At 39.1% G+C, this 13,074-nt stretch carries 9 protein-coding genes; 3 read left to right on the top strand and 6 right to left on the bottom strand.

Annotated elements, in window-relative coordinates; translation table 11 throughout:
* Nucleotides 1–155 precede the first annotated feature (155 nt).
* Together IM797_RS02830 and IM797_RS02825 are read left to right on the top strand one after the other, a co-directional pair.
* A complete protein-coding gene (locus tag IM797_RS02830) occupies nucleotides 156–1,403 on the top strand; it encodes an MFS transporter (RefSeq protein ID WP_194125567.1) in 1,248 nt (415 codons plus the stop codon).
* A gap of 91 nt (nucleotides 1,404–1,494) precedes the next feature.
* Nucleotides 1,495–2,316 carry an energy transducer TonB gene (locus tag IM797_RS02825; RefSeq protein ID WP_194125566.1) on the top strand — a complete coding sequence of 274 codons (822 nt, stop codon included), beginning with the start codon at nucleotides 1,495–1,497 and terminating at the stop codon, nucleotides 2,314–2,316.
* 85 nt (nucleotides 2,317–2,401) lie between these two features.
* Here IM797_RS02825 and IM797_RS02820 read toward each other — a convergent pair whose 3' ends face one another.
* Nucleotides 2,402–3,022, bottom strand: coding sequence for an NAD(P)H-dependent oxidoreductase (locus tag IM797_RS02820; RefSeq protein WP_194125565.1), 621 nt, complete (start codon nucleotides 3,020–3,022; stop codon nucleotides 2,402–2,404).
* Between the two features lie 116 nt (nucleotides 3,023–3,138).
* Between IM797_RS02820 and IM797_RS02815 the strand changes: the two genes are divergently transcribed.
* Nucleotides 3,139–4,032, top strand: coding sequence for a LysR family transcriptional regulator (locus IM797_RS02815; RefSeq protein WP_194125564.1), 894 nt, complete (start codon nucleotides 3,139–3,141; stop codon nucleotides 4,030–4,032).
* Here IM797_RS02815 and IM797_RS02810 read toward each other — a convergent pair.
* The 5 genes from IM797_RS02810 to IM797_RS02790 all read right to left on the bottom strand — a co-directional run bounded on the left by IM797_RS02810 (nucleotide 4,029) and on the right by IM797_RS02790 (nucleotide 13,008).
* Nucleotides 4,029–5,300 carry a nucleoside recognition domain-containing protein gene (locus tag IM797_RS02810; protein WP_194125563.1) on the bottom strand — a complete coding sequence of 424 codons (1,272 nt, stop codon included), beginning with the start codon at nucleotides 5,298–5,300 and terminating at the stop codon, nucleotides 4,029–4,031. The two genes, IM797_RS02815 and IM797_RS02810, sit on opposite strands and share 4 nt — an antisense overlap.
* 28 nt (nucleotides 5,301–5,328) lie before the next feature.
* Entirely contained in the window at nucleotides 5,329–6,507 is a 1,179-nt protein-coding gene (locus IM797_RS02805; protein ID WP_194125562.1) for a M14 family zinc carboxypeptidase, read from the bottom strand.
* Nucleotides 6,494–9,334 carry a S9 family peptidase gene (locus IM797_RS02800; protein ID WP_194125561.1) on the bottom strand — a complete coding sequence of 947 codons (2,841 nt, stop codon included), beginning with the start codon at nucleotides 9,332–9,334 and terminating at the stop codon, nucleotides 6,494–6,496. The genes IM797_RS02805 and IM797_RS02800 overlap by 14 nt, the downstream gene beginning before the upstream one ends.
* 225 nt (nucleotides 9,335–9,559) lie before the next feature.
* Complete coding sequence (gene yidC, locus IM797_RS02795) at nucleotides 9,560–11,371, bottom strand: membrane protein insertase YidC (RefSeq protein WP_194125560.1); 1,812 nt, start codon at nucleotides 11,369–11,371, stop codon at nucleotides 9,560–9,562.
* Between the two features lie 20 nt (nucleotides 11,372–11,391).
* Nucleotides 11,392–13,008, bottom strand: coding sequence for a CTP synthase (locus IM797_RS02790; RefSeq protein ID WP_194125559.1), 1,617 nt, complete (start codon nucleotides 13,006–13,008; stop codon nucleotides 11,392–11,394).
* Between the last annotated feature and the right edge of the window lie 66 nt (nucleotides 13,009–13,074).

Here is a 13,074-nt window from a genome sequence, read left to right as displayed (position 1 = left end):
GTAAATGTATAGGCAAGAAATTAAACTGGGATTAAAAGCGGATTAAAATGTATCCATTTAGGTGTAGTTTACATTCTTATGATATCGTCAAAACTTCAAGCTGTTTTATTGGCTTAATTTATGCAGCAAACAAGCTTTACAACCTTTAATCAGCTATGAATATCACTACCTTCAATGCATTTAAAAGTCGCAATTACAGGCTGTATTTTAGCGGACAGTCTATTTCTTTAATTGGCACATGGATGCAGAAAACAGCGGTTAGCTGGGTAATTTATTCAGAGACACATTCTAAATTTATGCTGGGTCTGACGCTTTTTGCAAGCTTATTTCCATCATTTATATTTTCTTTTTTGGGTGGGGTAGTGTCCGATCGGTATAACAGGTATAAGGTGTTGCTGGTGACGCAGATTGCCGCTATGATTCAGGCTGTACTGATGACACTCCTGATCTTTTTCAGGCATTACTCTGTTTGGGAAATTATAGCATTAAGTGCTTTGTTAGGTTTAATTAATGCTTTTGACGTGCCTGCGAGGCAATCGCTAGTCTACGAAATGGTAGATGATAAAGCAGTATTGCCCAATGCTCTGGCCTTAAATTCTTCTATGGTTAATCTATCCAGATTGATTGGGCCTGGACTGGCCGGATTGGCATTAGAAAGGTTTGGAGAAGATATTTGTTTCGGATTAAATGCCATTAGCTTTATTGCCGTAATCGGTTCCTTATTGCTTATGCGTTTACCCGCATTTGTCGAGAAGAAGCATACTAAAAACGTAATGGGAGAGTTAAAAGAAGGATTTCAATACATCAAAAGAACACCATCTATTCTCTTCATCTTGATTATGCTTGCCTTAATTAGTTTATTGGTATTGCCCTATAGTACACTGATTCCAGTATATGCGAAAGACATTTTTAAAGGAACTGCTTCTACTTTTGGCGTCATTGACAGTGTGATCGGATTGGGTGCTTTTTGTGGAGCCATATTTTTGGCTTCTTTAAAACCCGGTAGAAATTTGAGGAAGATTTTAGCCATCAATACCATTATTTTTGGAATTGGCCTGGTCTTGTTTTCTCACAGCACTTACTATCCATTAGCCTTAATCTTTGCCACGCTTACTGGTTTCGGAATGATGTCCCAGATTACGATCAGCAATACACTGATTCAAACAACGGTTGATCCAAATATGCGAGGACGTGTGATTAGCTTTTATGCCATGGCCTTTTTTGGTATGCAGCCATTGGGCGGGTTATTAATCGGGAGTGTGTCACAATGGATTGGAACACCGGATACTGTACTGATACAAGGCTTTATCACTTTAATTATTGGTATTTTATTGCTTAGTTTTTTGTATAAAAACAAAACTGAACCAGTAACACAGGTAAATCCGGCCAGTTCTGAAATATAATTTTAAAGTCTTTATGGAAAGCTTGGGATAGCAGCATCAGTATATCAAACAAGAAACAATTAACTGATATTAACTATTAATCCTTAAAGCTATGTTAGGTTCAAAAATCGATTTATTTGGCAATGAATGGCTCGATGTCGTATTCGATGCCAAAAATAAAAATTACGGAGCTTATACGCTTCGAAGAGATAGTTCATCAAACACAGCTAAAGCCCTGTTGCTTGCAGGTACAGCTTTTATTTTGTTGTTCTTATCTCCAAAAATTATTCAATTGGTAAGGGGAAGTCAAGACATAGAAGATGCAGTGTCTACACAGAGCGTGGTAACCGTACAGTCGCCGCCAGCGGTTAATCCCGAAACGCCACCACCTGCTGCTGTAGAACCGCCACCATCTAAACAAAACATCACTAAGTTTTTACCACCGGTTGTTGTCGAAAATCCAAGAGATCCGGAACCTGTATCTATTAAAGAGTTGGAAAATTCAAATCCTGGAGCGAAAACTGTCGAAGGTACCGATGACGGGCAGATTGTGATTGAGGGGCCTACCGGTAAAGGACCAGTTGGTGCACGCGCAACTGAAGATTCGCATGTTTACGATGTATTCAGTGCATTGGAAGTGCAACCTACATTTCCGGGAGGAATGGATAAGTTTTATGCTTATCTTTCTAAATCCATCAGATACCCCGCTGCTGCCCAGGAAATTAATATACAAGGCAAAGTTTTCGTATCGTTCATTATCGAAAGAAATGGAAAGCTGAGTGACATCAAAGTTGAAAGAAAGCTTGGCTATGGTACAGATGAAGAAGCAATTAGGGTATTGAATGCCAGTCCACGCTGGATTCCAGGTATTCAAAACGGAATAGCGGTACGTGTGAAATATAACATCCCGATTAGTTTCTCTTTAGCACAATGATATCCTGAGACGCGATAACATCCTGATTTATAAAACGCAAGAAACTGCCTGCTATCGGCGGTTTCCTGCGTTTTTAAGACTTGTATCAGACTGTTAATTCCAACGGTGTTTCCTGTTTAATAAATATTTTATTCAAGTGCGCTTTATAACGTTTCAGGTCATTGACCACATCAGCATTTTTTTCTACGTCATGGAAATGGATTCCTTCCAAGGGTTTCATACCTGTAAAGGCATTCATCCGGTGAAAGCCAAACATCACACCTTCATCCACACTTTTTTGGTTGAAAAATTCTCCTGGTATAGTAAAGGCTTCTTTAGGAGCATTCCAGGAAGTCGTCAGCATGTATTTTTTTCCATGCAACATTCCGCCTGTACCATAATTAATGCCTGGATTATCTGAGGATCTGCCATCACTTTTGTATATTCCATTGTTATGTCCCGCGGTAAAAACAACATCTATGAATTTCTTAAAATCATGTGGCAATTGAAACCACCATACCGGTGTATGGTAAATGACAACGTCCGCCCAGTTGTAATTTGTTACCTGCTCTTGAATATCATATGGATTATTAATATCTGTTACCCGAACCTCGAATCCTGGTTGTTCACTGAAAAATTTATGCGTTTCTTCAGTTATACTTTGATTAAACTTACCTCCGGAATGGCCAAATACCTGTCCGCCATTAATTACAAATATGTTTTTCATTATCTTTATACTTAGTTTATACAGTATGTATTTCTTAATACACCACAAAATTAGCGTCTTATTTTTCATTAATAAAATAGTATAAATCATATCTTTGTATCATAATTATAATACATATGGTAAATCTGGAATGGTATAGAACATTTAAAGCGATTTATGAAACAGGCACGCTTACCGGGGCGGCAGAAGCACTATACATTTCGCAACCTGGGGTAAGTTTACATTTAAGCTCACTGGAATCTTATGTTGGCTATAAGTTATTTGACCGAACTTCCCGCAGAATGGTTTCCACCGAACGCGGTAAAACCCTTTACAACTTCATTCTTGAAGCGCTATTAAAACTGGAAGAAGCAGAACACCATTTCCATAGAAGTACGGAGAAAGATACTCCAACCATTAGCATTGGGATGTGTTTTGAAACCTTTCAAATTACACTAGAGCCATATTTACCTGAATTGCCGTTTAACGTAATCATTAAATTTGGTGAATATCCGCAAATGATAGCAGATCTGGACAATGGAATTCTTGATCTCATTATTACACCACAAAAGGATGGCAATAAAAATCTTGAATACCGTGCATTTTCTAAAGAAGTTATTGTTCTGGTAGCAGGCAAGGATACTGATATCAGTGGCTTTCAAGAATTTCACGGTGCAGATCCGAAACTGATGGAAACATGGTTGAAACAACAAAGATGGTATGGAACAACTGGTGACATGGAACATTTGATCCGTTTCTGGCATGCGAATTTTAACAAACGCCCTGATTTTAAGCCAAACTATATTGTTCCAAATCTTAGCTCTATTGTGCGTTGCCTAAGCTCTGGCGGAGGCTTGGCTATTGTTCCTGATTTTCTATGTAAAAGAGAAATGGAAAGGGGGGAGGTTAAAATGGTTTGGGAAGGAAATCCCAAAATAGAAAACACCCTCTATTTTGCTTGCCGTAAAGGCACCATTTATGGTAAGGAGATTGAGTTGATTAAAACGGTTTTTGAAAAGGAAATGGCTTAGCCGAAAAACAGGTAAGCAAGGCCAATCGCTGTACATACACCTACCAAATCAGCAAGTAGCATCGCACCTATGGCGTAGCGTGTATTTTTGATACTTACCGATCCGAAATAAACGGCTATCACATAGAAAGTCGTGTCTGAGGCACCCTGGAAAATTCCAGATAACCTGCTTGCGAAGGAATCCGGTCCGTAAGTCTCCATGGTACTTACCATCATTCCACGTGCGGCACCACCACTTAATGGTCGGATTAGTGCAGTTGGTAAGCCTTCTACAAATCTGGTGTCAGCGCCAAGATAAGCAAAGCAGTTTTTAATACCAGTAATTACCACGTCAAACGTGCCGCTGGTACGTAGTAATGATATTGCGACAAGCATACCAACGAGGTAAGGAATAATTTTAATGGCAGTCTCATATCCATTTTTTGCGCCAGATACAAAGGCATCGAAAACGTCTATTTTTTTATAAAGACCACCCAGAACGATCAAAAGGATAACCAGAAGGATCAAACCGTTGCTGAGTAAGCCGGAAAAAGATTTGATGCCATCCGCATTTAAAGATGTGATATATAATACCAGGAGTGCAATAATAAAGGAAATGCTCAATACCCAGATGACAATGACTGGTTGTAAAACATTGATTTTCTGTTTAAACGAAACAATAAGCATAGCCGTTATTGTACCTACAAAAGTAACAATCAGGCAAGGGATAAATATATCGGTTGGGTTAGACGCATTTTGTGAAGCACGGATAGCAATTACACTGACAGGTATCAGGTTTAATCCTGCTGCATGTAAACAGAGAAACATGATCTGAGCATTTGACGCTACATCTTTATTTGGATTAATCTCCTGAAGGCTTTCCATAGCTTTTAGTCCGAATGGTGTTGCTGCATTATCTAACCCAAGTAAATTGGCCGAAAAGTTCATGATCATATGACCCATTGATGGGTGCCCTTTTGGGATGTCCGGGAATAATTTTGAAAAGAAAGGTCCTACGATCCTGGAGAGCAGTCGGATACCACCAGCATTTTCGGCGATACTCATTAAGCCCATAAACAGGGCTAAAATACCAATGAGTTTTAAGCAGAGTTCTACTGATACCCAGCAGGTTTGTATAATCCCATCCAATTTTAACGGGTTAGCTGCATCGTCTGCTTTACCAATAACCATCCAGTTAAAGATGTCGGTTTGTCCAAAAAAGAAACATTTAACTCCAGCTACTACAATTGCCACGATGATAAATGCCGACCAGATTCTGCTTAATGCCATTAAAAGAAATTTAGTTTGTGTGTTAAATTTAAAGTTTTGATGCTAATATCCCATTTTTAAAAGATAAAATTGTCTTTTTCGAATCCAGTAAATCAAAATTAGCATTTTCGTTGAATTTGATGGTTCCAATGACGGTCCATTCATCGGATTGATAGACATCATAAGCGTAAAGCTTATCCAGATCACCTATGTCCTGAATGCTATATGTTTTGAGCGTAGCTGAACCATCCTGTGCAGGAGTTTCCTCATAATTTAAGCCGATGCTGACCGATATGCCCTCAAGTATGATCCCATGGATCAGGATGTGAAAGATTTTCTTGTCATTTTTGGGAATGTTAATATAGTCTTTTAAAGAAAACTCCTGGTACTCAGCCGTTGCGATGGCATCTAAACCGGCCAGGATAGATAAGAAGTAATATTTTCTGATTTCCTGTTTTTCTTCATCATTTCTAAAACCTCCAGCCTCGATGAGTATAGTTGATGTCCCCGCCATTTGAAAATTATCACCAAAGGCTCTTTCTTCATATTCATCGTCAAACAAACCGATTTGTCCGGGTAATAGCGGATTAAGCACTTTAAACATTTCGGCAATGACCAACATCGCATTTTTTCTTATGCTATTGGTAGACAATTGCTTGTCGTACGCAGGTGCCAGGTAGGAAAGCGTGGCTGGTTTATTTGTACCACAAACACTCCATAAAGTATTCTGATCGTGAAGGTTAAATCCAAAATCAGGTTTAATTGCAGCATGAATCTTCTTCAATGCTTGTGTTTCGGGAGCTACAACCTTTACAAAATCTCTGTTGATGTCAATTTGCTGTGCATTTCTTCTGGTAAAACGTTCTGCACCATCCGGGTTAACCATGGGCATGATATACAAAGAACAGCGTTTGCGCAGCAATTCAATTTGCTCAGTGTAGATATCTAGTGACAAGAAATTGATGAGGTCAAATAAAGCCATTGTTCCTGTAGCCTCATCACCGTGCATCTGACTCCATAAAAAAACCTTGACAGGTCCATCTCCCCATGTTATCAGGTTCAGGCTTCTGTGTTCAGCAGAATACCCTGCTATTGAAGTTTTAAAAGAAGCAGGCAAATGCGCTATTAATTTCTCAAGATCTGCATGTTTGTAGAACCGGTTTCTTATGGCCGGTTCTGCAAATGCTGCATAGTTTTCCAGTAAGCTAGTTGTATTAAGGTTTTTCATCTGTCAGTTCAAATCCCCATGTTTTACCTTTTTCTATGGCTGGAATACCTTTGGTCATCCAGGCCGGAGCTTTTGCCCCTTTTAAGTAATAGTCAAAAAACTGTTGTTCCCGTATTTGAATGTCTTTTCTGTTCTGACGCTGCATTAAATTATGTGCTTCGTTATTGTAATTTAACAACCAGGCTGGTTTGCCCAATCTTTTCAATCCACTAAACATTTCTATGCCCTGATACCATGGTACAGCACCATCGGCATCATTTGACATGATAACCACCGGTGTAGAAACGGCAGGTAGTTTGAATAAGGGTGAGTTTTCGATGTAGAGTTCAGGCTTTTCCCAAAGCGTTGCGCCAATACGGCTCTGGGTTTTTTCATATTGAAACTGCCTGTTCATACCGCTTTCCCAACGTATTCCGCCATAAGCAGAAGTCATGTTGACTACCGGGGCTCCAGCCCAGGCGGCGGCGTACATATTGGTCCGGGTAATTAAGTGGGCCACCTGATAACCACCCCAGCTTTGTCCCTGAATGCCAATTTTACTTCCATCAACCCAAGGGTTTTGCTTTAAAAATTCAACACCTGAATTGATAAACTCTTCTGCAGAACGACCTGGATATCCTGTTTCATAGGCGATATCTGGCGTAAACACCAGGTACCCATTGCTTACAAAAAACGGAATATTTAACCTGGAAGGCGTCGGCACCGGTGCATCATACCCGTATAGTCCATCAGCAAGCTTTTCATAAAAATAAACAATCATCGGATACTTTTTATTCGGATCAAAATCTTCAGGCTTATATATAATTCCCTCAGAATTAAAGCCTTTGGGTGTGGTCCAATGAATGAGTTCCGCTGTCATCCAGTTGTATTCGGCTTGCTGCGGGTTGGTGTTGCTTAATTTAACCTGGTTTTTCATATCTACCGCTACATACACATCAGGGGAGTTTTTGTAATCGCAACGGTCAAAAATAAAGCGATGCGCGTCTTTTGCCTTGGTCAATGCCGAGTATTTGGCTTTATCCATGATCACCAGCTGCGGATTCTTATTGTCACCAATATTTTTGGTATAAAAGCCATTTTCCTTAGTTTGATTATTGAAAGCACTTAACCAAATCGTTTCTTTTTTCAGAAATTTGCTTTCCGGATCTAATTTTTGATAACGGAAAGTGATTTTATTTTGCCTGCCAAAACCATTCGTCAGATTTTTAGGTAAACTATTTCCATCCGGAGCAAACTCCCAGATATCATAGCGGTCATAAATCAATACGGATTTGTCATCAGCAGTCCATGCTGCAAGTCCGTACATCGAAGGGTCATCAGGTACATCGTTATCTTCATCTGCAAATTTCTCCTTCAAACTGCTGTTCAATGCAGTGGTTTTTGACGTAGAAATGTTATACGTGAACCAGTTTGAAGTTTTCTTATCGTAGTATAAAATGTATTTTCCGGCAGGAGAGGAATAGGCTGCACCAGATAAGCCTTCAATGATTTTTTTTCTTGAACCAGTTTTAGTATCTACCAGGTAATAATCGCGAATCGAAGAGGCAGTCCATTGTGATTGTATCCTATTACCATAATCTGTAGATGCCAAAACAAAATCGGCATCTCCTTCTGTAACTGGCATGGCATCTGGAAGCCGCTCATCTGTGAGCGGAACAATCTTCACATCACTGTTGTAAATATCAATCGCCGTTAAATAAGACTTCTTTAAATCCCTGTCTAAATTTCTCAGTTGCATGGGTTGCAGGTAATCGTCTTTGTATCCCCATATGTCTAGCTTCGCATTTTCAAAATCAACAAGTGTCGTATCTTTAGGTTTTTTGATTGCGGCAATGCCGAAATAGAGCTTGCGGGTATTTTTGCTAAAAATTAGATTTCCATCACCACTTACGGACCAATTTGCCGGCATACCCCGAATTCCTTTATCTATCAGAATTTGTGCGGTGTCTAAAGCTGGTGAATTATAGTAAATGTTAAATTCCTTAACCTCTTGTTTTTCCGGGCTTCGTTCTCCTAAAAATACAACAGACTCACTATTTTGATCGAAAGTGAAATTCTTAAAATTACCTTTTCCTTTAACCAATGTTTTTACCGTGCCTTTCTCCGTATTTAACAAAAATACACCCATGATTGCCGATTTATCTTTTTTAGATCCGGTATTGTTGAAAATGAGCTGTTTACCATTCTTGCTGAAGGCGTAGTCTGTTACGTATTTAAAGCTACGTTCTGTACCAGTTGATAGATTTTTAAAGACGAGATCGGTTCCTTCCTGTTTGTTCGCGCCATCAGTAGGCTCGGGATCAGCCAGATCAAGGTCATCTGCTTTCTTTTCCGGATCAGGACTGACCTTGGCTTTTTTTGCGGTGTCAAGATGTTTATCTATAAGGTAAGCCATTAGGGAGGGGCCGGTTTCCGGTATTTTGAAAGATTTAACACGTGGAGTTTTGGCTATGCTAATCGCGCTAAGATTCAATATACCTAAGGAGTCCTTAGGCATATCGTCTGCTTTTTTCTTCTTGATTTTTGCAGACCTTACCTCTTTAAATAATGGCTTTATCAGGAAAATAGCATATTTCCCATCTGCGCTAAACTGAGAATTACTGCCTCTGGCAACCTGCGTTTTCGAGTTGCTGACCAGATTATTGAAATATAATATCGGATCACCTTCTTGTTTGACTACACTATAGGCCGCCCACTGACCTTGATTAGACAGTTGTTTGAGTCCGACAGATTCCCAGGAGTCGTATACAGTATGGTTTAAAGGTTTTTTTTGAGCAAAGCTGGCACTGGTTAACAACAGCAATGCTATCGAGGTATATTTCAACATGGTTAAGCTTGGTTTATCCGGGTAAAATTTCTTAAAGTTTAAAAATTGCAAATTTTAAATACATATCCGCATTGTATGTCAAATTTTACAAAGTTGTGTGCCTACACAGTTATATTGGTAATTGAATATAAATAAAAAAGCAGGGCTATCATGTTATGATATTCCCTGCCTTTCTTTTTTCATCATTCTGAATGACGAATCAATTTATCTATACAGACTGAATGTTTAGTCTTTGTTTTTCTTTTGTTGTATTTGTGCTTGTTGTTGTTGACGCATGTAGTCATCTAACTTTGCACTAAATCTTGATTTCTTTTTTTGCTCAGCCGGTTTTGCTTTATTTTCCTGCAACGTTCTGTGGATTTTTTCATCATCCACCATCGATTTGATCAAGAATTGTTGTGCAAAGGTTAGCATATTGGCCAGGAAATAATAATAGTTCAAACCAGAAGGATAACTATTCAACACGCCTAAGAAAATGATAGGCATGATGTAACCAATATATTTCATCTGACCTGTAGCACCGGAGATTTGGTTGTTAAAATAAGTATAGATCAAGGTAGAGATGGTCATCAATACACACATCAAACTCAAGTGATCTCCAATGAAAGGTATGGTAAATCCAAACTTGATGAAATCATCGTATGTAGACAAATCCTTCATCCATAAGAAAGATTCTCCCCTCAACTCAAATAAATTCGGGAAGAAAAAGAAGAAAGCCATAACAAATGGTAACTGGAGTAGCATAGGTAAACAACCACCCAGTGGATTTACACCAACTTGTTTGTAAAGCTTTAAGTATTCCTGTTGCAAAAGGGTAGGGTTATCTTCACCAACTTTTGCCTTGATCTCGTCCATCTCAGGTTTCAAAATTCTCATTTTGGCCATTGACAGGTAAGATTTATAAGTTAATGGCGACATGGCCACTTTCAGCATAATTGTCAATAAAAGAATGATCAGACCATAATTCCAGCCAAAGCTTTCCAGGAATTTAAACACAGGTAATACCACAAATCTGTTGATGTATTTTAATGGCCAATAGCCCATGTCTACTTGTTTCTCCAGTTCATGTCCTTGAGCCTGAAGCGTAGAAAATTTATTGGTCCCAAAATAGAAGGTCATGCCATAACTTTGTGCCGCCAATTGGTTAAAAGGCAATACCATATTGGCGCCATACCATTTAATCTGACCTGGCGTTGTACTTACTTTAACTTCCAGTTCTCCTCTTTCAAAACCTTGATCTGCGATCAGTGCTGCGGAGAAAAACTGTTGCTTAAATGAAATCCATTCTACTTTTCCTTCTTTAAGATCTTCTTTTCCATCTTTCGCAACACTTAAGTGATCTGGATTTTTACCCGCATATTTGTAATAAGGAGCAGCATGCTCCTGTTCTTTTTTAGCTGATTTTTCCTGCTCCAATAAGGTAGTTTCCCAGATTAAATTGATATTCCTACCCTGAACCACTTGGTTTAAGCCGTTTAAATTGATGCCAAAGCCTACCTGACTTGTGTTCGGTTTTAAATCATATACATATTCGATGAATTGATTTGCCGAGTAGCTTGCACGCATCCGGATGCTACCAGCGCTTTTAGTCGCTGTAAAATAAAGATCATTGGTACTTACCATTTTGCCGCCGATGTTTAAATCCAATCCAAATTTGTTTTGGTCGCCATCAAACAAGACAATAGGCTCACCTTTATAGGTTTGCTCACCTTTAACCTGAACCGAAAGGATTTTACCACCTTTATTGGTTAATGTTAATTTTAATTTTTCATTTTCCAGAACCGTAGTTTCCACTGTTCCAGTGATGTTGGCGCCAAATGGGCCTTTAAGTGCTGCAGAATCTGCAACCACTGCCGAAGCCAGGGCAGTAGTTTTAGTCGTGTCCAGGGGAGCTGCTACACCCGCTCTTTTTAAAGAGTCAATTCTTTGAACTTCCCGCTCTTTCTTCAATTCTGCCTCATTTGGCTTCATGAAAAATACCCAGGCGCCTATTACGACCATGATCAGGAACAAGCCTGTAAACGTATTTCTATCCATTACTGTTAATTAAACTCGTATTATTTTGTTTTTTTCTTCGCAAACTCCATCGCAGCGGCGACAAATTTAACAAAAAGTGGGTGAGGATTAGCAACTGTTGATTTTAATTCCGGGTGAAATTGTCCACCAACAAAAAACGGATGATTTTTTAGTTCTACAATCTCTACCAGATGGCTATCTGGATTCATGCCTGAAGCAACCATTCCAGCTTCTTCATACTGGGCTAAGTAGGCATTGTTAAATTCGTAACGATGTCTGTGACGTTCGGAGATATGTGCTTTACCATATGCTGCAAATGCCTTAGTTCCTTTTTTCAAATCACATGGATAAGACCCCAAACGCATCGTACCACCTTTAGCAGTTACGTTTTTTTGATCTTCCATCATATTAATTACTGGATACTCAGCTTCTTCATTAATTTCGGTTGTGTTGGCATCTTTTAAGCCAAGTACATTTCTTCCAAATTCAATAACCGCACATTGCATACCCAAACAAATCCCAAAGAATGGAACATTGTTTTCTCTGACATACTTAATGGTGTCAATTTTACCTTCAATACCACGGCTTCCAAAGCCAGGAGCAACCAGAACGCCGTCTAAATGGCTCAGTTTCTCTTTGGCATTATCAGGATAAATTCCTTCTGAATGGATGTACTCTACTTTCACTTTACATTCGTTTCTTGAACCTGCATGCACAAAAGATTCAATGATTGATTTATAGGCATCCGGTAGTTCAACATATTTTCCAACTAAACCAATTTTTACTTCGGATGTCGGATTTTTTAAACGGCCCAGGAATTCTTTCCATTTTTCCATATCAGGCTCGTTGCGTTGAGGCAATTTTAATTTGCTCAATACTGTTTTGTCCAATTGTTCTTTCATCATCAGCAAAGGAACATCATATATGGTAGAGGCATCTAAAGATTCAATAACCGCATTGACATTGACATTGCAGAACAAGGCTATTTTTTTACGGATATCTAATGATATGGAACGTTCTGAACGGCAAACCAAAATATCCGGCTGAATGCCATACTCCAATAAAGCTTTAACAGAGTGCTGAGTAGGTTTGGTTTTCAACTCACCGGCAGCAGCAAGGTATGGAATTAAAGTTAAGTGGATGACAATTGCATTGTGTGCACCTTCTTCCCATTTAAACTGACGTACAGCTTCAATAAAAGGTAAAGATTCGATGTCGCCGACAGTTCCGCCAAGTTCTGTGATTACAATGTCGTACTTACCGGTCTCACCCAGTAAACGCATGTTTCTTTTGATCTCATCTGTAATGTGCGGAACTACCTGTACAGTTTTACCAAGGTATTCGCCTTGTCTTTCCTTATTGATTACATTTTGATAGATGCGGCCTGTAGTTACGTTGTTAGCCTGGGAGGTAGGGACGTTTAAGAAACGCTCATAGTGACCAAGATCCAGATCTGTTTCTGCGCCATCTTCAGTAACATAGCATTCACCATGTTCATAGGGATTTAAAGTTCCCGGATCAATATTGATATACGGGTCAAATTTTTGGATGGTAACACTGTAGCCTCTTGCTTGTAATAATTTGGCTAATGAAGCGGAGATGATGCCCTTACCTAATGAGGAAGTAACACCGCCCGTAACAAAAATATACTTAGTCATGTTTGTGATTTTCTGATAATAAAGCAGTATTTATACTACTGTCTTATTGTTTTTGTACGGGATACA

The organism is Pedobacter sp. MC2016-24 (assembly GCF_015223055.1).
Lineage (GTDB): Bacteria > Bacteroidota > Bacteroidia > Sphingobacteriales > Sphingobacteriaceae > Pedobacter.
The sequence above is the reverse complement of the archived record's forward strand: the minus strand, read 5'-3'. Positions and strand labels throughout refer to the sequence as shown.

What these genes read in the sequence shown, in the direction of transcription:
- IM797_RS02800 (WP_194125561.1), bottom strand. Translation starts at nt 9,334, where the DNA reads ATGTTGAAATATACCTCGATAGCATTGCTGTTGTTAACCAGTGCCAGC.
- IM797_RS02820 (WP_194125565.1), bottom strand. Translation starts at nt 3,022, where the DNA reads ATGAAAAACATATTTGTAATTAATGGCGGACAGGTATTTGGCCATTCC.
- IM797_RS02830 (WP_194125567.1), top strand. Translation starts at nt 156, where the DNA reads ATGAATATCACTACCTTCAATGCATTTAAAAGTCGCAATTACAGGCTG.
- IM797_RS02790 (WP_194125559.1), bottom strand. Translation starts at nt 13,008, where the DNA reads ATGACTAAGTATATTTTTGTTACGGGCGGTGTTACTTCCTCATTAGGT.
- IM797_RS02810 (WP_194125563.1), bottom strand. Translation starts at nt 5,300, where the DNA reads ATGGCATTAAGCAGAATCTGGTCGGCATTTATCATCGTGGCAATTGTA.
- yidC (WP_194125560.1), bottom strand. Translation starts at nt 11,371, where the DNA reads ATGGATAGAAATACGTTTACAGGCTTGTTCCTGATCATGGTCGTAATA.
- IM797_RS02805 (WP_194125562.1), bottom strand. Translation starts at nt 6,507, where the DNA reads ATGAAAAACCTTAATACAACTAGCTTACTGGAAAACTATGCAGCATTT.
- IM797_RS02825 (WP_194125566.1), top strand. Translation starts at nt 1,495, where the DNA reads ATGTTAGGTTCAAAAATCGATTTATTTGGCAATGAATGGCTCGATGTC.
- IM797_RS02815 (WP_194125564.1), top strand. Translation starts at nt 3,139, where the DNA reads ATGGTAAATCTGGAATGGTATAGAACATTTAAAGCGATTTATGAAACA.